The sequence below is a fragment of the Oricola indica genome, from assembly GCF_965227485.1.
Taxonomy (GTDB): Bacteria; Pseudomonadota; Alphaproteobacteria; order Rhizobiales; family Rhizobiaceae; genus Oricola; species Oricola indica.
Map to the genome: position 1 here is coordinate 2,124,461 of NZ_OZ245747.1, position 20,415 is coordinate 2,144,875.

19 protein-coding genes are annotated in these 20,415 nt (G+C 63.6%); 9 read left to right on the forward strand and 10 right to left on the reverse strand.

Annotated elements, in window-relative coordinates:
* The first annotated feature begins 1 nt into the window (after nt 1).
* On the forward strand, nt 2-646 hold the full coding sequence (locus ACQK2M_RS10715) for a glutathione S-transferase family protein (RefSeq protein ID WP_425417791.1): 645 nt from the start codon (nt 2-4) through the stop codon (nt 644-646).
* Between the two features lie 53 nt (nt 647-699).
* Here ACQK2M_RS10715 and ACQK2M_RS10720 read toward each other — a convergent pair whose 3' ends face one another.
* From ACQK2M_RS10720 to ACQK2M_RS10730, 3 genes are all read right to left on the reverse strand, one after another.
* On the reverse strand, nt 700-1,602 hold the full coding sequence (locus ACQK2M_RS10720; protein WP_425417792.1) for a GDSL-type esterase/lipase family protein: 903 nt from the start codon (nt 1,600-1,602) through the stop codon (nt 700-702).
* A 100-nt stretch (nt 1,603-1,702) separates the two neighbouring features.
* Complete coding sequence (locus tag ACQK2M_RS10725) at nt 1,703-2,131, reverse strand: DUF1801 domain-containing protein (protein WP_425417793.1); 429 nt, start codon at nt 2,129-2,131, stop codon at nt 1,703-1,705.
* Nucleotides 2,103-4,829 (reverse strand): cation-transporting P-type ATPase, encoded by a 2,727-nt coding sequence (locus ACQK2M_RS10730; RefSeq protein WP_425417794.1) that lies wholly within the window; start codon nt 4,827-4,829, stop codon nt 2,103-2,105. Before ACQK2M_RS10730 ends, ACQK2M_RS10725 begins: the two co-directional genes overlap by 29 nt.
* Nucleotides 4,830-5,022: 193 nt before the next feature.
* Here ACQK2M_RS10730 and ACQK2M_RS10735 point away from each other — a divergent pair, with 193 nt between their 5' ends.
* The 6 genes from ACQK2M_RS10735 to ACQK2M_RS10760 all read left to right on the forward strand — a co-directional run bounded on the left by ACQK2M_RS10735 (nt 5,023) and on the right by ACQK2M_RS10760 (nt 10,799).
* Entirely contained in the window at nt 5,023-5,871 is an 849-nt protein-coding gene (locus ACQK2M_RS10735; RefSeq protein ID WP_425420019.1) for a UDP-2,3-diacylglucosamine diphosphatase, read from the forward strand.
* Nucleotides 5,872-5,897: 26 nt separating this feature from the next.
* On the forward strand, nt 5,898-7,121 hold the full coding sequence (locus ACQK2M_RS10740; protein WP_425417795.1) for a DUF3419 family protein: 1,224 nt from the start codon (nt 5,898-5,900) through the stop codon (nt 7,119-7,121).
* 16 nt (nt 7,122-7,137) lie between these two features.
* Nucleotides 7,138-7,812, forward strand: coding sequence for a class I SAM-dependent methyltransferase (locus ACQK2M_RS10745; RefSeq protein ID WP_425417796.1), 675 nt, complete (start codon nt 7,138-7,140; stop codon nt 7,810-7,812).
* A gap of 69 nt (nt 7,813-7,881) precedes the next feature.
* Nucleotides 7,882-8,562, forward strand: coding sequence for a dienelactone hydrolase family protein (locus ACQK2M_RS10750; protein WP_425417797.1), 681 nt, complete (start codon nt 7,882-7,884; stop codon nt 8,560-8,562).
* Nucleotides 8,563-8,716: 154 nt separating this feature from the next.
* Nucleotides 8,717-9,622: a hypothetical protein gene (locus tag ACQK2M_RS10755; RefSeq protein WP_425417798.1), complete on the forward strand. Its 906-nt coding sequence runs from the start codon at nt 8,717-8,719 to the stop codon at nt 9,620-9,622.
* A gap of 280 nt (nt 9,623-9,902) precedes the next feature.
* On the forward strand, nt 9,903-10,799 hold the full coding sequence (locus tag ACQK2M_RS10760) for a hypothetical protein (protein WP_425417799.1): 897 nt from the start codon (nt 9,903-9,905) through the stop codon (nt 10,797-10,799).
* Between the two features lie 7 nt (nt 10,800-10,806).
* Here ACQK2M_RS10760 and ACQK2M_RS10765 read toward each other — a convergent pair whose 3' ends face one another.
* Nucleotides 10,807-12,153 carry a hypothetical protein gene (locus ACQK2M_RS10765; protein ID WP_425417800.1) on the reverse strand — a complete coding sequence of 449 codons (1,347 nt, stop codon included), beginning with the start codon at nt 12,151-12,153 and terminating at the stop codon, nt 10,807-10,809.
* Between the two features lie 261 nt (nt 12,154-12,414).
* On the opposite strand from ACQK2M_RS10765, the gene ACQK2M_RS10770 reads away from it, so the two are divergent.
* Both ACQK2M_RS10770 and bmt read left to right on the forward strand, forming a co-directional pair.
* Nucleotides 12,415-13,104, forward strand: coding sequence for a DUF930 domain-containing protein (locus tag ACQK2M_RS10770; RefSeq protein WP_425417801.1), 690 nt, complete (start codon nt 12,415-12,417; stop codon nt 13,102-13,104).
* A 92-nt stretch (nt 13,105-13,196) separates the two neighbouring features.
* Nucleotides 13,197-14,210: a betaine--homocysteine S-methyltransferase gene (gene bmt, locus ACQK2M_RS10775; RefSeq protein ID WP_425417802.1), complete on the forward strand. Its 1,014-nt coding sequence runs from the start codon at nt 13,197-13,199 to the stop codon at nt 14,208-14,210.
* Between the two features lie 4 nt (nt 14,211-14,214).
* Here the strand turns inward: bmt and ACQK2M_RS10780 are convergent, their stop codons facing one another.
* The 6 genes from ACQK2M_RS10780 to ACQK2M_RS10805 all read right to left on the reverse strand — a co-directional run bounded on the left by ACQK2M_RS10780 (nt 14,215) and on the right by ACQK2M_RS10805 (nt 20,017).
* Nucleotides 14,215-15,249 (reverse strand): SDR family oxidoreductase, encoded by a 1,035-nt coding sequence (locus tag ACQK2M_RS10780; protein WP_425417803.1) that lies wholly within the window; start codon nt 15,247-15,249, stop codon nt 14,215-14,217.
* Nucleotides 15,250-15,420: 171 nt separating this feature from the next.
* On the reverse strand, nt 15,421-16,485 hold the full coding sequence (locus ACQK2M_RS10785; protein WP_223475458.1) for a TRAP transporter substrate-binding protein: 1,065 nt from the start codon (nt 16,483-16,485) through the stop codon (nt 15,421-15,423).
* 28 nt (nt 16,486-16,513) lie between these two features.
* On the reverse strand, nt 16,514-18,058 hold the full coding sequence (locus tag ACQK2M_RS10790; RefSeq protein WP_425417804.1) for a TRAP transporter large permease: 1,545 nt from the start codon (nt 18,056-18,058) through the stop codon (nt 16,514-16,516).
* Nucleotides 18,055-18,558, reverse strand: a complete 504-nt coding sequence (locus ACQK2M_RS10795; RefSeq protein WP_425417805.1) for a TRAP transporter small permease subunit — start codon at nt 18,556-18,558, stop codon at nt 18,055-18,057. Before ACQK2M_RS10795 ends, ACQK2M_RS10790 begins: the two co-directional genes overlap by 4 nt.
* Before the next feature lie 75 nt (nt 18,559-18,633).
* A complete protein-coding gene (locus tag ACQK2M_RS10800) occupies nt 18,634-19,686 on the reverse strand; it encodes a helix-turn-helix domain-containing protein (RefSeq protein ID WP_425417806.1) in 1,053 nt (350 codons plus the stop codon).
* A gap of 61 nt (nt 19,687-19,747) precedes the next feature.
* Complete coding sequence (locus tag ACQK2M_RS10805; protein WP_425417807.1) at nt 19,748-20,017, reverse strand: hypothetical protein; 270 nt, start codon at nt 20,015-20,017, stop codon at nt 19,748-19,750.
* Nucleotides 20,018-20,415 lie beyond the last annotated feature (398 nt).

A 20,415-nucleotide genomic window follows, 5' to 3' on the forward strand; every position in this document is an offset into this window, starting at 1 on the left:
GATGTACCGTCTCTACTGGGCGGAGGGGACGGCCAGTTTCGCCCCGCAGGCGGTGCTGGAGGAAGCCGGGCTGGCCTATGAGCTGGTGCGGATCGACACCACCAGGGGCGAGCATAGCAAGCCCGATTATCTGGCGATCAATCCGGCGGGCAGGGTGCCGGCCCTGGAATTGCCGGATGGCGCTATCCTCACGGAATCCGCGGCAATCTCGCTCTATCTCGCGGAACGTCATGGACTGGAAGAGATCGCGCCCGCCGTGATGGACCCGGATCGCGGCACATTCCTGCGCTGGCTGTTCTATCTGGCCGTGACGCTGCAGGAAGCCTACAAGCCGTTCTATTATCCCGAGCGCTGGTCTGCCGATCCCGGCGACAGGCCGCGTATCAGGGCGCGCGCAACCGAACGGATCATCGAGTGCTGGCAGCCGGTCGAGGCGCACCTTGCCGCCAATGGCCCATATCACCTCGGCGAGCGGTTCAGCCTCGCCGATATCTTCGTCCTGATGAACTCCACCTGGCATGTCACGCCGGAGCAGCTGGTCGAGCGGTTTCCGGCGGTTGGCCGGTGCATCGCTCTGGCGTCCGAAAGGCCGGTGATCGCGCGTTGCCTGGCGCAGCAGAAAAGGGTCAGCGTCGGGCGTCTTTGAATTCCGGAAAGCCATCGGCATTGATCGCGACGCGCGCCAAAAGATGATCAGCGTTACGGAGCAGTTTCGCGATATCGGTCGTAGAGCGCCGAAAGCCACTTCCGTGCCATGATCTGGCTGCCCCAGACATTGGGATGGATACCGTCGGGCAACGCCGTTTCCGGCGCATCGAGCGTCCACTCGAGGATCGCGGCATGCATGTCGACGAGAACGACGCGTTCGGTCCACATTCCGCCGCCATCGGGCGCTGACCGCAGGGCGTCGATGCCCGGTTCCAGCGCCTCGTTATACGCGACGACATTAGCGTCGAAGGCCCTCGCGTCGCCGGTCATCGGGATCAGTTGCGCGAGGAGGACGGTCGCTTCCGTTGTCTTCAGAATTTCGCGAACAAGCTCGATTGTGCGTTCGGCGACGCGCTGCCCGCGGATTTCCGGCGGTTCAGCATCGGGACGGTGGACCGGATCCCACAGATCGTTGGTTCCGCCATGCAGCAGCACGAAATCCGGTTCGGGTCCGGCGGCGAGGCAAAAACGGAAATTCTCGATGATGGAGGTCCGCGGGCCGTTCCAGCCGTCGAGCGTCGCGCCGCTCCAGCCGCAGTGGTTGCGCTGGTCGGCGGGCATGGCCGGCGGTTCCGGCGATGGGCTGACGGCGTGAAGGTCGTCTCCGAATGCGCCGGTGAAGCGAAAAAGCGCGGCAAAGACGTGATCGTTCGCCATCTGCCGGCGATAGCCGCCCCAGGCCGCGCGCCGGGTTCTCTGCATGTCGGTGATCGAATCTCCGAGCGGCAGGACCGTTTTTCGCGGCCCGGATTTTCCGCTTTCTACAAGGTCGCGCAGCGCTTCCGGGACCGGGGGCAGGTCGGGCGCATCAGCGGCATGAGATGGCAGGGCGCATAAGGACAGCACCGCCAGGATGGCGGCGGTCATTCCGGTGGTGATGGAGCATGCGGGCATCGAAACCTGCCGTTTGACGCGGGGCGATCGTGGAACGGCGGTCACCATGCACCGGTGTGCCTTTATCCTTCGTTGATGGCGTGGCGCTGGGGCGGCCTGTCTATGACGGGCTGACCGGCCATCGTGTTGCGAGGTCATCGAGACCGGCGCGGATCAACGCCTCGAGAACCGATTCATCGATGTCGGCCAGCTTGTTGATATACAGGCATGATTTGCCGAGCTTGTGCTTGCCGAGGCGGGCGAGGATGTCGCCGAAATCTGCGTAACCCGGCATGATGTAGACGACGAGGCTGGTCTTGCGCGGGCTGAAGCCGGTGGCGAGGAAATCGCCCTCTCTCCCGCTGTCATAGACATAGTGATATGCGCCATATCCGATTATCGACGGTCCCCAGAGGCGGGGCTGCCAGCCGGTGACGCGCCGGAACAGACGATCGAGCGCCAACGCATCGTCGCGTTTGCGGGCCGGCTCGACCCCGGCGAGAATATCCGCAACGCTTGCCTCAGTCGGTCTGGTCTTGTTTTCCGTCATTGTGGGCACGGGCCCTCCCGGCGATGCTTAGCCGAAGCTGTTTCTCCACCTCGATAATGGCGAACAATAGCACGCCGATCCCGACAACGAGGACCCCGTCGAAGAACGGCACTGCTTCTGTTGCAAAGATGCGCTGCAACGGGCCGAGATAGGTCATCGCGAACTGGGCGGCGGTGACGGTGACCACCGTGCCCCAGACGAAGCGCGTGCCTTTTACGGCCTGCCATGTGAGCGAGGTTCCGTAGATGTTGCGGATGAAGAACAGATAGGCGATTTCCATCACGACCAGCGTGTTGAGCGCGATGGTGCGGGCCAGTTCGATCGAGTGGCCCCGGTCGATCGCGTAGGCGTAGATGCCGAAGACACCGGCGAAGAACAGGCCCGAGACGAGCACGATCTGCCATGCCATCTGGCCGGTCAGCAGCGGTTCGTCGCGCGGGCGCGGTGGCCGGCGCATGGTGTTTTCCTCCGTCGGCTCGAAGGCGAGCGCCATGCCGAGGGTGATCGCCGTGATAAGGTTGACCCAGAGAATCTGGACAGGCGTGATCGGCAGCGTCATGCCGAAAAGCAGGGCGACGACGATGGTGATTGCTTCGCCGGCATTGGTCGGCAGGGTCCAGCTGATCACCTTCTTGATGTTGTCGTAGACAGTCCGGCCCTCGCGCACGGCGGCGACGATGGATGCGAAATTGTCGTCGGCGAGCACCAGTTCGGCCGCTTCCTTGGCGGCTTCGCTGCCCTTGCGGCCCATGGCGATGCCGGCATCGGCGCGTTTCAGCGCCGGCGCGTCGTTGACGCCATCTCCCGTCATCGCAACCGTGATGCCCTTGGACTGAAGCGCCATGACGAGCCGCAATTTGTGCTCGGGCGTGGTGCGCGCGAAGATATCCACGGAGGAAACCGCAGCGGCGAGGTCCGCATCGTCCATTTCGTCCAGTTGTCGGCCGGTCAGGACATCGTCGGGGTTTTCGAGCCCGATCAGCCTTCCGATCGCCGCGGCCGTTCCTGCATGGTCGCCGGTGATCATCTTGACCCGGATTCCGGCTCGCCGGCATTCGGCCACGGCCTCGATCGATTCCGTGCGTGGCGGGTCGATCAGGCCGACCAGACCGACAAGGACGAGGCCTCCTTCGACATCGGCGAAGCCGACGGCGGTCTGTTCCCGCTCGACCTCCCGCGTCGCGATCGCGAGGACCCGCTGGCCCTGTGCGGCCATGTTGTCGGCGGTTTCGGTCCAGTAAGCCTCGTCGAGCGCTTCTCCGTTCCCCGATGCGCCACGCTGTTCGGCGCACATGGCAAGCACCTGTTCCGGCGCACCCTTGACGAAGATGTCGGCATGGCCGGGATGATCGTGGTGCAGGGTCGCCATGAATTTGTGGCGTGAATCGAAGGGTATCTGGTCGGTGCGGGTGCGTGCCGACAGCTCCCTGCGGACGTCGACACCCACCTTGCCGGCGAGCGCCAGCAGGGCACCCTCCATCGGATCGCCCTCGACGGTCCAGAAACCCTCGCGGCTGTGCAGGGACGCGTCGTTGCAGGACGCGGCAGCGCGGGCCAGTTCGGCGAGGTGCAGGTGGTCGCGTCCGTTGACGCGGTTGTCGGCGAGCCAGACTGATCCTTCAGGGTCGTAGCCGCTGCCGTCGAAGGAGAAGAAGTGGCCGGTCACCGCGACGGAGGCGACCATCATCTCATTTCGGGTCAGCGTGCCGGTCTTGTCCGTGCAAATGACGGATACGGAGCCGAGCGTCTCGATCGCCGGAAGCCGGCGCACGATGGCATTGCGCCGGGCCATCGCCTGGACACCGACGGCAAGCGTGATCGTCAGTACGGCAGGTAGGCCTTCCGGGATGGCTGCGACCGACAGGCCGACCACGGCCATGAACATCTCGGTGAATTCGTAATGCTCGACGAAGTAGCCGAAAGCGAGCAGGACGGCAGCGATCAGCAGGATCAGGAGCGTCAGCCATTTGGCGAAGACGTTCATCTGGCGCACCAGCGGTGTCGTCAGAACCTCTACCGTGGCGAGCAGGCTGCTGATACGGCCGATCTCCGTCGCGGCGCCGGTCGAGACCACGAGGCCGCGACCCTGACCCGCGGTCACCATCGTGCCGCTATAGGCCATCGAGGAGCGGTCGCCGAGCGCGGCGTCCTGCGCAACGGGAGCGGTGGACTTGTCCGAGGGAACGGATTCGCCTGTGAGAATCGCCTCCTGGATTTGCAGGCCGCTGGCGCGTATCAGCCGCAGGTCGGCAGGCACCTTGTCGCCGGCTTCCAGCAGCACGATGTCGCCCGGCACGAGCTCTTCGGCCGGGATGCTCTTGCGCTCGCCGTCGCGCAGAACGGCGGCGTGCGGCGCGAGCATGCCGCGTATGGACTCCATCGCCTTCTCGGCCCGGCCTTCCTGGATGAAGCCGATCACCGCATTGGCGATCACGACCGCGAGGATCACCGCCATGTCCACGAAGTGCTGCATCGCCATGGTGATGACGGCAGAGCCGATCAGCACGTAGATCAGGATGTTGTGGAAGTGGGCGAGGAAACGCAGCACCACGTTCTGTCTCGGCGGTTGAGGCAGGCGATTGGGGCCGTGCGTTTCCAGGCGAGCGGCGGCCTCGGCGGACTCCAGCCCGCCTGCCGATGACTCGAGCGTCTCCAGGCAGGCATCGATGTCGGCCGCATGGCAGTCTGTCGTCGTCACGTGGCGTCTCCGCTTTGGGGTCGAAGATTACCCGCCCGGGCCGTTGCCGTCACCCGAAGCGGCGCGTCGGTCATGCTTAAAGTCATATCGTGGCGGGCGTGCGTGCGAAACAGGGCGTCTTCTGCGACCAGACAGCACAGGCTTGCGACCCGGCTGTCACATGCCTGACACGCGACTCTGGAATTGGGATTTCATGCAGACGCACGAGCCCGACGACATGGTCCAGGAAAAGCGATTCCGCACTCTCTTTCTGTCCGATATCCATCTCGGCACGCGTGGATGCCGGGCTGACATGCTGCTCGATTTCCTGCGCGAATACGATGCCGAGCGGATCTACCTAGTCGGTGACATCTTCGACGGCTGGCGGCTGAAGCGCGGCTGGTACTGGCCGCAGGCGCATAATGACGTGGTGCAGAAGCTTCTGCGCAAGGCGCGCAAGGGCGCCGAGATCATCTATGTGCCGGGCAATCACGACGAGATCATGCGGCATTATCTCGGCACGCATTTCGGCGGCATCGAGGTCAGGGACCGCGATATTCACGAGACCGCCGACGGCAAGAAGCTGCTCATCATCCATGGCGACCAGTTCGATATGGTCGTCGTCAACGCCAGATGGCTCGCCCATGTCGGTGACGCGGCCTATACGGTCGCGCTGGCGGTGAACTTCTGGTTCAACTGGCTGCGCAGACTCTGGGGCGGGCAGTACTGGTCGCTTTCCAAATGGGCCAAGCTGCGCGTCAAGCAGGCGGTCAATTTCATCGGAGCCTATGAGTCGATCCTCGTCGCGGAAGCGGCGAAATCCGATGTCGATGGCGTGGTTTGCGGCCACATCCACCATGCCGCGCTGACCGAGATGAATGGCATTCGCTACGTCAATACCGGCGACTGGGTCGAAAGCTGCACGGCGATCACCGAGGATTTCGACGGCACGCTGCGGCTGGTCGACTGGTCTGCGATCGTGCGCGAGCGCAGTCGGCCGAAACTGCAAACCGCATTGCCGGCACCGGCGGAAAAGGCCAAGCCGCAAAAAACCGCGGCCTGAGCGTCCCAACAGGAAAGCAAGACACGATGAGCGATGCGCTAACCGTCAAGGAACAACTTGGCGCCGCCGTTCACCAGAACGCGGCCCTGTCGAAGACGGGACTTCTGGAACGCATTTTTTCCAATGCCTTCAATGGCCTCGTCTATCCACAGATCTGGGAGGACCCGGAGGTGGACATGGCGGCGCTGGACATCCAGTCGGACCATCATCTCGTCTGCATCGCGTCGGGCGGCTGCAATTTGATGAGCTACCTGACCGCCGGGCCGGCGTCGATCACGGCGGTGGACCTGTCGCCGGCGCATGTCGCGCTCAATCGCATGAAGCTGGCGGCTGCGCGGACACTGCCGGATCATCGCCAGTTCTACTCGCTGTTCGGCCATGCCAATCGGAAGGGCAATTCGGAATTGTTCGACCGGCTTGTGGCGCCGCTCTGCGATACGGCGACAGTCGACTACTGGAATGCGCGGCGCGGTCTTGCCGGCCGTCGCATCGACATGTTCGAGCGCGGCTTTTACCGGTATGGCATGCTTGGGCGGTTCATCGGCATGGCGCATGTCCTGGCGCGGCTCTCAGGTGTCGATCTGCGCTCCTATCTGCAATGCCGGTCGATGGAAGAGCAGGCGGCCTGGTTCGAGGCCAATCTGGCGCCGGTGTTCGACACGCGGATCGTCAAGTGGCTCGCCGGGAACAAGGCGACCCTGATCGGCCTCGGCATTCCGCCGCAGCAATATGATGCGCTGGCCGGGGCTGCCGGCGGCGACATGCTGGCTGTGTTGAAGGAACGGACGCGGGCGCTGTTCTGCGACTTTCCTTTGTCGGAAAACTATTTTGCCTGGCAGGCGGTCAATCGCGCCTATGGCGAGAACGGGCCGGTGCCGCCCTATCTGAAAGCCGGGAATTTCGCCGCGCTGAAGCAGCATGCCGAGCGCGCGACGATCGAGAACCGCTCGCTGACCGACCTCCTCGCAGAAATGCCGGCGGGCTCGAAACACGGCTACTCGCTGCTCGACGCGGTCGACTGGATGACGGATCGGCAGTTGAACGATCTGTGGTCGCAGATCACCCGCACGGCGGCGCCGGGCGCACGCGTGATTTTCCGTACCGCCGGTCTTCCGACCATCCTGCCGGGCCGTGTCGACGACCGGGTTCTCGGTCGCTGGACCTACCATGCGGAGCAATCCGCCACATGGACCCGCGCGGACCGCTCCGCCATTTACGGCGGTTTCCATCTCTATACGCTCGACGGTTAGGCGGATGGCGCAGGCGATGCGGAACGTGCAAGTGGAAACGCCGTCGCAGACGCATGGCGGACTGATGGATGCGATCTATCGCCGACAACGCCATGTCTACGATTTGACGCGCAAATACTATCTGCTCGGCCGCGACCGGCTTCTCGACGATCTCGACGCGGGCGAGGGAATGACGGTTCTGGAATCGGCCTGCGGCACGGGCCGCAATCTGATCGTCGCCGCGAAGCGATATCCGAATGCGCGATTCTACGGCTTCGATATTTCAGCGGAAATGCTCAAGCAGGCGCGCCGAAATATCGAGAAGGCGGGTCTCGTCGAGCGCATTGTTCTGTCGCAGGGCGACGCGACCGATTTCGATCCGCGAGCGATGTTCGGCATCGCCTCCTTCGACCGCGTTTTCATCTCTTATGCGCTGTCGATGATCCCGCCATGGCGGGCGGCGGTTTCGGAGGCCTTGGCGCATATGGCGCCCGGCGGAAGCCTTCACGTGGTCGACTTCGGCGGACAAGACCGTTTGCCCCATTGGTTCCGTGCAGCGCTCGTCGCCTGGCTGTCAAAGTTCCATGTCGAACCGCGCAGCGACCTGGAGCAGGTGTTGCGCGAAGCGGCAGTCGGATGCGGCGGTACGCTCGACTTCGAATCCCTTCATCGCGACTATGCCCGCTACGGCGTGATCCGGCTGCCGGCCTGAGCTTGCTGCTGGACCGGACCGCCAGCTTGCCCTATCAGGACATCGGCGAGCCGTAAGCGAGGAAGAAACATGCCGTCCATCACCCTGACAGCGTCCGATGAATTCGAACTGGGCGCCTATCGCGCCGATCCCGCGAGCGTGCCGCTTGGCGGGATAGTCGTCATCCAGGAGATTTTCGGCGTCAATTCGCATATCCGGTCGGTTTGCGACCGCCTCGCCGAGGCGGGCTATGCGGCAATCGCCCCGGCGCTCTTCGACCGTGTCGAGCGTGATTTCGAATCCGGCTATTCGCCCGAGGAAGTCGAGCGCGCGCGCGGCTTCCTGAAATCTCCCGACTGGGACGCATTCCTTCTCGATATCGAGGCGGCGCGGGTCGCGCTTGCCGGGGCGGGCGAGACGGGCATTGTCGGTTTCTGTCTCGGCGGATCGCTGGCCTATCTTGCCGCTGCCCGGCTGGACGGTTTTTCGGCGGCTGTCGGTTTCTACGGCGGGCGGATCGCCGATTTCGCCGACGAAGCGCCACGCTGCCCGGTGCAATTGCATTACGGCTCCGAGGACCAGGGCATCCCGATGAGCAATGTGGACACGGTCCGCGAAAAACGCCCGGACTGCGAAATCTTCGTCTATGAAGGCGCGGGCCACGGCTTCAATTGCGACGAGCGGGCAAGCTACCATCCGGAAGCCGCAAAGCTGGCCTGGGGCCGTACGATGGATTTCCTCGAAGAGAATATCCAGCCGCATTCGCAGTAATGGTTCCGTAGTGTCACGCAGAATGTGTGACTTTTTTGCCAAAGGCGCTGTAAAACTCGCCGGTGCCCCGGTTCGTTGCCCTCCGAGTTCTTGCGGGAGCAGTGAGGCGTGAGTACGAATCCGACTCAGATTGTTTCATCAGAGGGGATTTATCATGGCATCGCGTCGCCATCATTTCGGCAACACGGTATTCAGCGCAACACTCGCCGCTTTGGTTGGCGTTACAGTCGCAATCGCGTTTGCACCGGGCGAGGCTTCGGCCGATCCGGCGGTCTCCAAGGTGAACTGGAAGCTGGATGTTTCCGGCGGTGGCGCCGAGCCCGGCTATGATTTTGGCGGGATTCCCTTCAGCAGCGGCGACATCGAGACGGTGTTCAAGGTGCGCGGCGCGGTATCGATTCCGATCGCCTATTCCTACGGCCTGCAGCTCGATGGCGCGGTCGGAAGCTATGACGGCAGCGTGTTCGGCCACGGCGCGGCTCACCTGTTCTGGCGCGATCCGGACGTTGCGTTGTTTGGCGGTTATGCCAGCTGGACGCACTGGAACGGCATCGATGCCTATCGTGTCGGTATCGAGGGCGAGTATTACGCCGGCAACGTTACGCTGTCGGGCCTGATCGGCTCCGAGTTCGGCGACGTCGATAACGAACTCTTCTCCTATGCGGAATTGTCTTTCTACGCGATGGACGACCTGAAGCTGTCGATCGGTCACCACTACGCGCCGGAAGTCGGGCACATGCTGACGACGGGTGCCGAGTACCAGTTCCGTTCGACGCCGTCGGCGGGCTACGCGGTCTATGCCGAGGCTGATTTCGGCGAGAACGGCTACCAGTCGATCTTCGGCGGCTTCAAGATGTATTTCGGCGACTCCAAGAGCCTCATCCGCCGTCACCGCGAGGACGATCCGGACTTCCGCGACGATCTGGGCAGCGTGATTTCCTGCGTGGATAATAGCGATTTGGGGCAGGAGCTTTCCACGCAGGATATAGAAACACCCATAAAAAGGGAGCCTTACGGCTATCCCTGCAGCGACGACTTCGAAAATCGGGAACCACTGTAATACTGCTGGTCAGAGTCATTCGGATTTGAACTGCTCGCATTTTCTTTAGCGGCCGGACTTGTCCGGCCGCTTTTCGTTTGCGCGAACCTTTACTTCGACGGTGTCGCAGAGGCATTCGCAGTAATCGGTTCCGCTTCGACACCAGGAACGTGTGACTTTTTTGCCGAAGGGGCGGTAAAAATTGCCGGGTGCCACGGTCCGTTGCTATCCGGTTTCTTGCGGGTGACGTTACGTAGGGGTAGGATTCCGAGACGGTTCGTATCATCAGAGGGGATTTGTCATGGCATCGCGTCGCCATCTTTTAGGCAACACGGCATTGACCGCAACACTCGCCGCTTTGGTTGGTGTTACAGGCGCAATCGCAATTGCACCGGGCGCGGCTTCGGCCGATCCGGCGGTCTCCAAGGTGAACTGGAAACTGGATGTTTCCGGCGGTGGCGCCGAGCCCGGCTATAATCTTGGCGGGATTCCCTTTAGCAGCGGCGACATCGAGACGGTGTTCAAGGTGCGTGGCGCGGTATCGATTCCGATCGCCTATTCCTACGGACTGCAGCTCGATGGCGCGGTCGGCAGTTATGACGGCAGCGTGTTCGGCCATGGTGCGGCTCACCTGTTCTGGCGCGACCCGGATGTCGCGTTGTTCGGCGGCTATGCAAGCTGGACACACTGGAACGGCGTCGATGCCTATCGTGTCGGTATCGAGGGCGAATATTACGCCGGCAACGTTACCCTGTCGGGCCTGATCGGCTCCGAATTCGGCGACGTCGATAACGAACTCTTCTCCTATGCGGAATTGTCTTTCTACGCGATGGACGACCTGAAGCTGTCGATCGGTCACCACTACGCGCCGGAAGTCGGGCACATGCTGACGACGGGTGCCGAGTACCAGTTCCGTTCGACGCCGTCGGCGGGCTACGCGGTCTATGCCGAGGCTGATTTCGGCGAGAACGGCTACCAGTCGATCTTCGGCGGCTTCAAGATGTATTTCGGCGACTCCAAGAGCCTCATCCGCCGTCACCGCGAGGACGATCCGGACTTCCGCGACGATCTGGGCAGCGTGATTTCCTGCCTGGATGATGGAGGCGACGAGATCCCCGCCTACGATGATGGAGCTTTCTACGGCTATCCCTGTAGCGGCGACTTCATGGAGAAAGGGAAGGAAGGACCAATAGAATAGCCAAGCGTCAGAGGCATTCGCTTCTGAATTGCTCGTGTTTTCGGCGGCCGGACTTGTCCGGCCGTTTTTCTTTTGAGCGGTTTTTTACTTCGACTGTCTCGCCGAGGGATTCGGAGATGAGCGGAGCAAGACTCGCGTCTTCCGCCGGCGTTTGACCAGCGTCCTCGGTCTCGACATGCACCTCGATCGCCCCGATACCGGTTTGAACGACCTGCCACCGGCCCGGCCCGAACCGAGCGTCGAGTTCGCTCTCCGGCAGCTTCGGAAACAGCTTGTCACCGTTCGACCGGGTGAAGCGGTTGCGCGCGCGGCCGTCGATGGCGCTGACCGCCGGAAGCGACCGACCGCAGGCGCAGGATTTGTCGCTCAGCGTGATATAATCTCCGGTCGCGTAACGGATCAGCGGCATGTGGAAATTGAAGAAACCCGTGGCCATGATCTGGCCGGTCTCTCCGGCGCGCGCGGGCCGTCCGTCGTCGGCAATGACCTCGATGAATGCGCTCTCGGCGGCAAGGTGATAGACCGGCGCCTCGTTGCAGGCGAAAAGCACGATGCCGATCTCGCGCGAACTGAGGAAATCCACCGGCTCGACACCGAAAACCCGCGCACAATCCGCTCTCACGCCCGGCGTGCAGCGCTCCGCGCTCGTCATGAGGCCGGTCAGCGGCAGCGTCTCGCCGATCCGTTCCAGTTCCAGTGCGATCTCGCGCGCATTGGTCGCCCAGGTGAAAAGGTTACGCGGCTGGCGCCTGACCAGCCACTCGACCTGGTCGGCGAGCGGCGTGTTGATGTCGAGCATCGCGTAGTCACCGGAGCCGAGCCCGTAGGACCAGTCGGGCAGCGACCTGCCTTCCGGATAGGCGGCGACGCCGAGATAGTCGATCCGCATGTCGCAGAGACGGCCGTCTGTATCCAGGCCGTGATCCTGGAACAGGCGCATCGCGTGGGCGGCATCGGCGACCTGCGTCGCCTGGCTCTTCTCGAAGAAGAACGGCGTGCCGCTGGAGCCGGTCGTTCTGTCGGGTCTGGCTGTCCCCGCATCGGCCGGCGTTTCCCTGGCCTTGAGCGTCTCGGAATTCGCCTGTGCCGTGGCGCGATCGAGAATCGGCACCTCGAGCCAACGCGAGAGATCCAGATGGTCCTCGGCGTCGAAGGCAGCATCGAAACGGTTTGCGTAGAAGGGCACGTTGCGGCGCGCGTGGCGCACCAGTTCCTCCACGCGACGAGCCTGGAACCCGACCAGTTGCCGCAACGGGCGTCTCTCAAGGTCGCGCAGCCGTTGCAGGAACCGCGCGGCCTGCCGGCTGATCATGCTTGGTTGCGGCTTCGGGTCTGGCGGCGTGGGATCGGACATGTGCGGTCGGCGGTTGAGACTAGCAGGGAGTCGTAGCCAATCTGGCGCGCCGAAGCCAGCGCTGTGCGGCCGATTGGCCCGGCGTCAAAACCCGCCTTGTTTCCGCCGTCGCGCTGTTTCAATCCTCATTTCATGGTGGATGGCAGCAGCGGTGATGGCGCGCTTCCGGTGAAGGCGAATGACGGCTTGGCGCCTGGGGCGGCCGAGTTGTCGTTGCGTATCGACCAGCCTGCGCGGGCAGGGTCTCCGCGGCGCGCGATAGTGCTTTCCATTGCTTTGCATGTGGCGCTGCTCGCTGTGGCGGTTTTGCTGATCCAGCCGCATGCGATCCGCAAGACGCCGGAACGCCGCGTCAATGTCGAGATGGTCGATGCACGCGATTTCGAGGCCACTCTCGCGCCGCCGGTCCCGGTCTTGCCGGAGCCTGCCATGGCCGTTCCCTCCGGTCCGCCCGACCTACCCGCGCCGGACTGGCTGCAGCCGGACAGCGCTGCGCCATCCCCGGTTCCCGAGCGGGCTCTGCCAGCGGGGCTCGCCCTCAGGGAAGACGGCATGTATGTCGCGAAACGCTTCCTGTCCGCGAAGGCGCTGAATGATCCGCGCAGCGCGGAAGCGAAAGCCGCGCTGCCGATGATGCAGTCCGACGAGCGCTTGCTGCAATTGTGCAATATCGAGGCGCTGGAGCAGGTCGCCGCGCTGGACGACGCCTTCAGGCCGGACCTGATCGTCTCCTATGCGATGGACGATGTGCGCGTCGGCGCGGCGGCGGCCAAGGCTCCCGGCGCGGCGGTGCGCAATGGCGGCCACTGGTTCAACCTCGCCTTCGAATGCACCGTCACGCCCGATCTCGAAGAGGTTGCGGCCTTCGCCTTCCAGCTTGGCGAGGAGATTCCCGAGGAGGAATGGGAGAGCCACAATCTCGTGTCGGGCGGCGACCTCGACAAGCACTGACAACGTCGTGATCCTGATCGGGCGGCAATTCGGCATTGCATACATATAACGGGTTCTTTATATCGTTATATGTTTCAGCAAAGGTGGCTTTCATGTCCAATCCGCTTTCCGATCTCATCGCCGAAAAGGGCGCGCTTCTTGCCGATGGCGCGATGGGGACCAATCTCTTCGACATGGGGCTCGCGGCGGGCGAGGCGCCGGAACTCTGGAACACGGACCAGCCGGAAAAGATCCGCGACCTGCATCAGGGCTTCGTCGATGCCGGCTCGGATATCATCCTGACCAACTCCTTTGGCGGCACGCGTTACCGGCTGAAGCTGCATGACGCGCAGGACCGTGTGTATGAACTGAACAGGAAAGCGGCGGAGCTTGCGCGTGGCGTGGCCGACAAGGCCGGACGCAAGGTCATCGTCGCCGGGTCCGTCGGGCCGACCGGCGAATTGCTGGTGCCGCTCGGTTCGCTCACATTCGAGGATGCGGTAGAAGCGTTCCGCGAGCAGATCGTCGGCCTGAAGGATGGCGGCGCGGATGTCGCATGGATCGAGACCATGTCCTCGCCCGATGAAATTCGTGCGGCGGCGGAAGGCGCGATCGCGGCCGGCATGCCCTACACCTTCACCGGCTCCTTCGACACCGCCGGCAAGACCATGATGGGGCTTTCGCCGAAGGACATTTTCGGGGTCACGGCGACCGAGCCGGAACAGCCGGTCGCGCTCGGTGCGAATTGCGGCGTCGGCGCGCCGGATATCCTGTCTTCGCTGCTCGACATGAGCGAAGCCAATCCGGGGGCCACGCTGATCGTGAAGGGCAATTGCGGCATCCCGCAGTTTCAGGGCGAGAAGATCGTCTATTCCGGTACGCCGGAACTGATGGCGGATTACGTGCATCTGGCCATCGACGCGGGCGCAAAGATCATCGGTGGCTGCTGCGGCACCTCATGCGACCACCTCAAGGCGATGCGCGTGGCGCTGGACCATCACCAACAAGGCGCGCGGCCGACGCTAGACGAGGTCGTGGCGAAGATCGGGCCGCTGAAGAACAAGTCGGCGAGCGAAGGCGCGGATGCGCCGCGCAGGGAGCGTCGGGGCGGCCGCCGGCGCGCCTGACGGCTCAAACCAGATCGTTTTCGACAATGTAGGCCGCGCCCGCGCGAACTGCTTCGTCGGCGGGAATGAACTCCATACCGAGGACTTCTTTTGCCCGGGCATTGTCGACGAGGCGCTTGCGGCCGAGCAACGGCACGGCGGCTTTTATCTCATTGTCGAACAGGCCGAGCAGGCGAACCAGCCAGTTCGGCGCGCGCCGGGTGACGATCTTGCGGTCGGGGAATTGTGCCGCAACGACATCCGCGATTTCAGGCATCCAGAGAAAGCCGGCCGAGCCGATAAATCGATGGCCGATGCTGTCCTCCGTACCGATCGCGCGGACATGCATGGCCGCGATGTCACGGACATCGACACACAGGAGTCCGATGTTGGGGAGCGCCGGGTCCTTCGATCCGACGAGACGCTGCAGCAGGCCTAGTGAAGAGCCGAAATGCCGGTCCAGGGGCGGGCCAAGGACCATGCCGGGATTGATGGCCGTCAGTTGCATCCCCGGCGCCTCGTCGCGCACGAAGTCCCAGGCGGCCCGTTCGGCAAGAGTCTTCGATTTCGAATAGGCCGAGATGGTGGGGCTCTCGACATCCGACCAGTCGGTTTCGTCGAACAGCTTGCCGTCAGGCACGCCGTCTTGTTCCAAAACGGATACGATCGATGATGTGAGGATCACGCGGTTCACGCCGGCCGCCTTCGCGGCGCGCAGGGCGCGCAGCGTTCCGTCGACGGCGGGGCGGATCAGGTCATTTTCGTCGCGGGGCTGGCTGATGGGGAAGGGGGATGCGGTGTGCACCAGCGTATCGACGCCTTGCAGCGCCTCGTCCCATCCCTTGTCGGCAAGGAGATCGAGCTCGACGAAGGTCAGGCGCTCGTCCAGTCCGGCCGGGTCGGTCAGATGCGGACGGACCGCGTCCGTGACTTCGCTGGCGCGGTTCATCGAGCGCAGTGAGCCGCGCACCGTGTATCCCGCCTCGAGCAATTGCAGCGCGATATGCTTGGCGATGAAACCTGAAGCTCCGGTCAGAGGGACTGTCGTCTTGTCCGGCATGTTGCTCTCCTCCTGCTTGACGTTGTCAAGATAGATAGGGTCGGTTCCTTCAGTGTCCAGAGGAATGATTGCCTTTCATCGATCCGGACGGGGAGTCGAAGGCTTTGCGCGTATATACGAAAACGCCCTCCCGGCGGGCCGGGAGGGCGTTGTTTGGCGTTGTCGGCGCGGTCAGGCGCGGCCGGCGAGCATCGGTTCGGTCATCGCCGCGCTGTAGGCGATGGCCTGGCCGAGAAACGCGTCGTAGCTTTCCACCACGGTCGCCACGTCGGCGTTCTGGCCCTTGAGCTCTTCCTTGACTTCCTCCCATGCGCCGCGCATCGCGGTGACCACTTCTTCGGGGAAGTTCAGGAATTCGACGCCGCCGTCCTTCAATTGCTGCATCGCCTGGGCGTTGAAGTAGTCGAACTGGGCATGCATCTCGAGCGCTGCTGCGTAGGACGCCGCTTCGCAGATTGCCTGGAGATCGGCCGGCAGTTCGGCCCAGGCATCGGAGTTGAAGACGACCGCGACGCCGGCGCCCGGCTCGGCATAGGCCGGCACGTAGCAAAGGTTCGTGATCTTCTGCAGGCCGAAAGCCTGGTCGAGCATCGGGCCGACCCATTCTGCGGCGTCGATCGTGCCGGACTGCAGGGCCTGGAAGATCTCCGTCGGCGGCATCAGAACGGCGTTGACGCCGAGCTTGCGCAGCATCTCGCCACCGAGTCCTGCGATGCGCATGTTCAGCCCCTTGAGATCGTCGAGGCTTTCGATGCGATTCTTGAACCAGCCGCCGGACTGGGTGTTGGAGTTGCCGCAATAAAACGGCGTGAGGTTGCGCTGGGCGTAGATGTCGTTCCAGATTTCCTGGCCGCCGCCCCACTTGATCCAGGCGAACTGCTCGTTCGAGGTCATGCCGAATGGCACGCCGGTATACCAGTGCAGCGCGGGGTTCTTGCCGGCGGCGTAGTAGGTCGGGCCATGGCCGACCGGCACGTTGCCCTGCTGCACGGCATCTTCGACGCCGAAGGGCGGCACGAGTTCGCCGGCGCCGTAGACGGTCAGTTCCAGGCGGCCGTCGGACATCTGGCCGACGAGTTCCGCGAAGCGCGTGACGTTGGTTCCGACGCCCGGCGCCGCCTTGGGAAAGGCCGAAGCCATGTTCCACTGGACCTTGCCCTGCGCGATGGCGGGGGCCGCGAGCGTGGATGCCGCGGCGATGCCTGCGCCGCTGGTCAGGAATGTTCTGCGTTTCATGATGCCTCCCTGAGGTTGGTTGGATTTTCTAGCCAAAGATCACATGCGGCAGCCATGTGGCAAGCTCCGGAAACGCCGCAAGGATGGCGAGCGCGATCAATTGCAGGATCACGAATGGGATGACGCCACGGTAGATATCGATCGTGGTGATGCTGCGCGGCGCGGCGGAGCGGAAGTAAAACAGCGCGAAGCCGAAGGGCGGCGTCAGGAAGGATGTCTGCAGGTTCATCGCCATCAGAACGCCGAACCAGACGGGCGAAATATCGGTTCCGAGCACGGCCGGTCCGAGCAGGGGCACCACGACATAGATGATCTCGACGGCTTCCAGAATGAAACCGAGGAAGAAGACCAGCAGCATGATGATCGCGAGCGCCGCGAAATGGCCGCCGGGCAGGTGGCCGATTAGTTCGGTAACAAGGTGATCGCCGCCGAAGCCGCGGAAGACCAGCGACAGAAGCGAAGCCGCGATGACGATGCCGAATACCATGCCGGAGATCTTTATGGTTTCCATCAGCGCCGAACGGAGCGTGTCCTTGCGCCACAGCCGGACTGCGGCGGCGAGCGTGCCGATGGCGATCAGTGCGCCGGCGGCGACGGCGAACAGCCCCGCGACGCCGCTGCCCGTATTACGGCCGAGACCCGCAACCTGAAGCGCGACGAGTGCGAAGGCGGCAAGGCCCGTCGCCACGATCAGAACCCGTTCTGCGCGGTGCGGCGCGGCCTTGAAGGCGGCCAGCAGCATGGCGCCGATCGCGCCCAGGCCGGCGGCTTCGGTGGCGGTGGCGATGCCGCCTAGGATCGATCCGAGAACGGCTAGGATCAGCAGCATCGGCGGCAGGAAGGTGGTGGCGATCTCGGTGCGGGAGACGCGTTCGGCCTGCCGGCGCGGCGGCGCATCGGCGCGCGGGCGCAGCGCAAAGAAGAGATAGAGCGCGTAGAGCCCGACAAGGACGAGACCCGGGATCAAGGCGCCCGCGAACAGGTCGCCGACGGAGACCGGCTGCGGCGCGAAATTACCCGCCTTCTGCTGGGCTTCGAGATAGGTGTTACCGATCTGGTCGCCGAGCAGGACGAGCAGGATCGAGGGCGGGATGATCTGGCCAAGCGTGCCTGATGCGCAGATCAGGCCGCTTGCCTGACGCTTCGAGATCCCCGCGTCGAGCATCGGCTTGAGGCCGACCAGCACCAGCATGACGACGGTCGCCCCGATGATCCCCGTCGCCGCCGCGATCATGGCCGAGAAGAACAGGACGGACAGGCCCATGCCGCGCGTGCTGCCGCCCATCATGCGCGCGAGGACGCCCAGCATGTCCTCGGCGAGGCGGGCGCGTTCGAGCAGGACGCCCATCAGGACGAAAAGCGGCACCGCCATCAGCAGGTTGTTCGACATGATGCCCCAGACGCGCGCCGGGAAGAAGGACAGGAAGCCGAGATCGAACGCGCCGAAAAGGTGGCCGATAACGGCGGTCACGAGAGGGACGCCGGCGATGGCCAGCATCGCCGGAATGCCGCTGAGGATCCCGGCGAACAGGCCGAGGACCATCAGGGCGAGAAAGATCTCGTGCGCCGTCACCCGAGCAGTTCCCTGGCCGGGCGCGGGCGCAGCACGGCGGCGATGCCCTGGAGAATGGTCAGCGTCGCGGCGACCGGCAAAGCCGTCTTGACGAGGAACAGCCCGCCGAGGCCGCCGGTTTCGATCGATCCCTCGCGGATCTGCCAGCTATAAGCGAGTTCCGGCCAGTAGGCCCAGACGATCAACCCGAATGCGGGGATCAGGAAAAGCACGAGCGCGACGCGATCCGCCCAGGCGACATAGCGGTCGCCGAGCGCCTCGGAGACGATCTCGACGCGCACATGGCCGTCGCGGGCGAGGCAGACCGGCACGGAGAACACCAGCAGCACGGCGAAGGCGTAGCCCGCCAGTTCCTGAAGTTCGATGAAGCCGGTGCCGAAGCCGTAGCGCAGCACCACGATCGCGAGGACGGCGGAAACCAGCACGATCGCTGCCAGCCCGCAGACGACGCTGGCGACGATATCGAGTATGGAACACAAGGCGAGGAAACGCTGGCGCATCGAGAGCCCGTTGGAAAAGACCGGCGAACTCCAACCATTCCCCGACGCGACAGTCAATGCGCGAGGGCGCGGCACTCACGAGGTCGCGAGCGCCTTTTCCCTGTATTGCGATGGGCTCATTCCTATGCGTTCTCGGAAAGCGCGGTTGAATGGTGCGAGCGAGGAATACCCCAGATCGAAAGCCAGGCTGGTGATCTGTTCGCGCGCGGTTTCGGGCTCGGAAAGCCGGCGGCGTGCCTCCTCTATTCGGTGATCGTTGATGAAGGCGGCAAAGTTGCGGTAGCCGAGGCCCTTGTTGATCAGGCGGCGCAGACGGTGTTCCGGCATGTTCATGCGGTTCGCCAATTCGCCGATGGTCAGGCCGGAATTGAGATAGATGCCCTCGTTCATGAGCTTTTCCAGCCGTGCCAGATCGAACCGGTCGGCTGCCGAATTCGTGCCATTGGGCTGTGGAGCCGACGCGACCGGCTGGGGGAAAAGCGATTTGCGAATGCCGGCGATACCGAAGGCGAAGGCCGCGCTCACACAGAGCAGCATCGCAGCGATAGCCGGCGACGCGAAACCGCCGCGCAGGTTGAAAAGCTCGTAGACCTCGATCACGCCGATGGCGAGGCAGACCAGCGGTACGAGAAAGACGACGATACCGGTAAACTGACGCCGCGCCGCCACGAGGTCGTCGCGCAGATTGCAGCGGGTCATGCGCAGTATATGCACCATGAGCGCCAGCACGATGGCCAGATGCGCAAGCTTCGATGCCTGTTCCGTCGCCGGAAAGGGGAAGCAGACAAGGAAGAGGGCCGCGATCGCGACCGGTGGCGCGGCCATCCATGTCCTGAAGGCGAATTCGTCGTCGAACAGCGCCATGATGAACAGCCAGAAATAAGCCGGCGACAGCATCGCGAGGAGCTTGAGCGGAACGTAGGCGGGGCCGAGCAGGCCCTGAAGCGGCTCGACCGACAACATGGCGTAGATGCCCGCGCCGAGTGCGAAAAGCGCGCCGAAGACGTTGACTTCTCGCAGAGGGCGTGTGGCGAGGAGGAGGCCGGCCATCAGCAAGGTGATGCCGGTTGCCCCGCCGCGAAGGGCATAGTCCGCTATCAGCGCTATGGGGATGGCTTGCTGTTCCATGGGCCCATAGATAGGCGATCCGCCGGCGCGCGAAAAGCTGCCGGCGGCGCGGATGTCGAAATCAGAATCCGAAAGCCGGGTTGACCGGCGCAGACGGGAAGTGCGGCTGATTCTCCCCGTGGGTCACGCGGCAGACAATGCCGGCCTTCGGGTCGGTCGGATCGCAGTTGCGGCTGGCGACGGGAACCGAGCCGGTCGTGCGGGTGTCGATCATGACCTGTTCCGGGTTCTTCGCCTCTTCCGCGAAGGCCGGCGCAAAGGCGGCGGTTGCCGTTGCGAGGCCGAGAAATGCGGCTGCGGCGAGATGTATTGTACGGGTTCCGGTGTTCATCGAACTATCCTTTCTTTCCTTACGCCGGGAGGTCGCGGCGGCGTTGCTCACATGTGGGGGATCGGCGGCCGGCTGGCCGCGCGGATTTCGGAATCGTCGGGCGATTTCCGGAATCGATCGGAGGTTTTCGGAATCGAACAGCGCACCGCCGCTACCGCGCGGTCTCGACTTTCGGATCGTTGAAGCCAACGCCTAAGGATCGAGGATCAAGCCGAGAAATCGCGAATCGGGAAGCGTCCGGACGGCGGTACGGGGGCTTATGCCGGGCGTTTCCCGTCGGTCCTCCAATCGTGGTGCTTGCAAGGCGGCAAGGGCCTGCTAATTTCCCTGCATGAACCCGAACCCGTCACCGCGCACGCTTCATGCCGAATTGCTGATCCTGTGCGCCCGCATCGGCT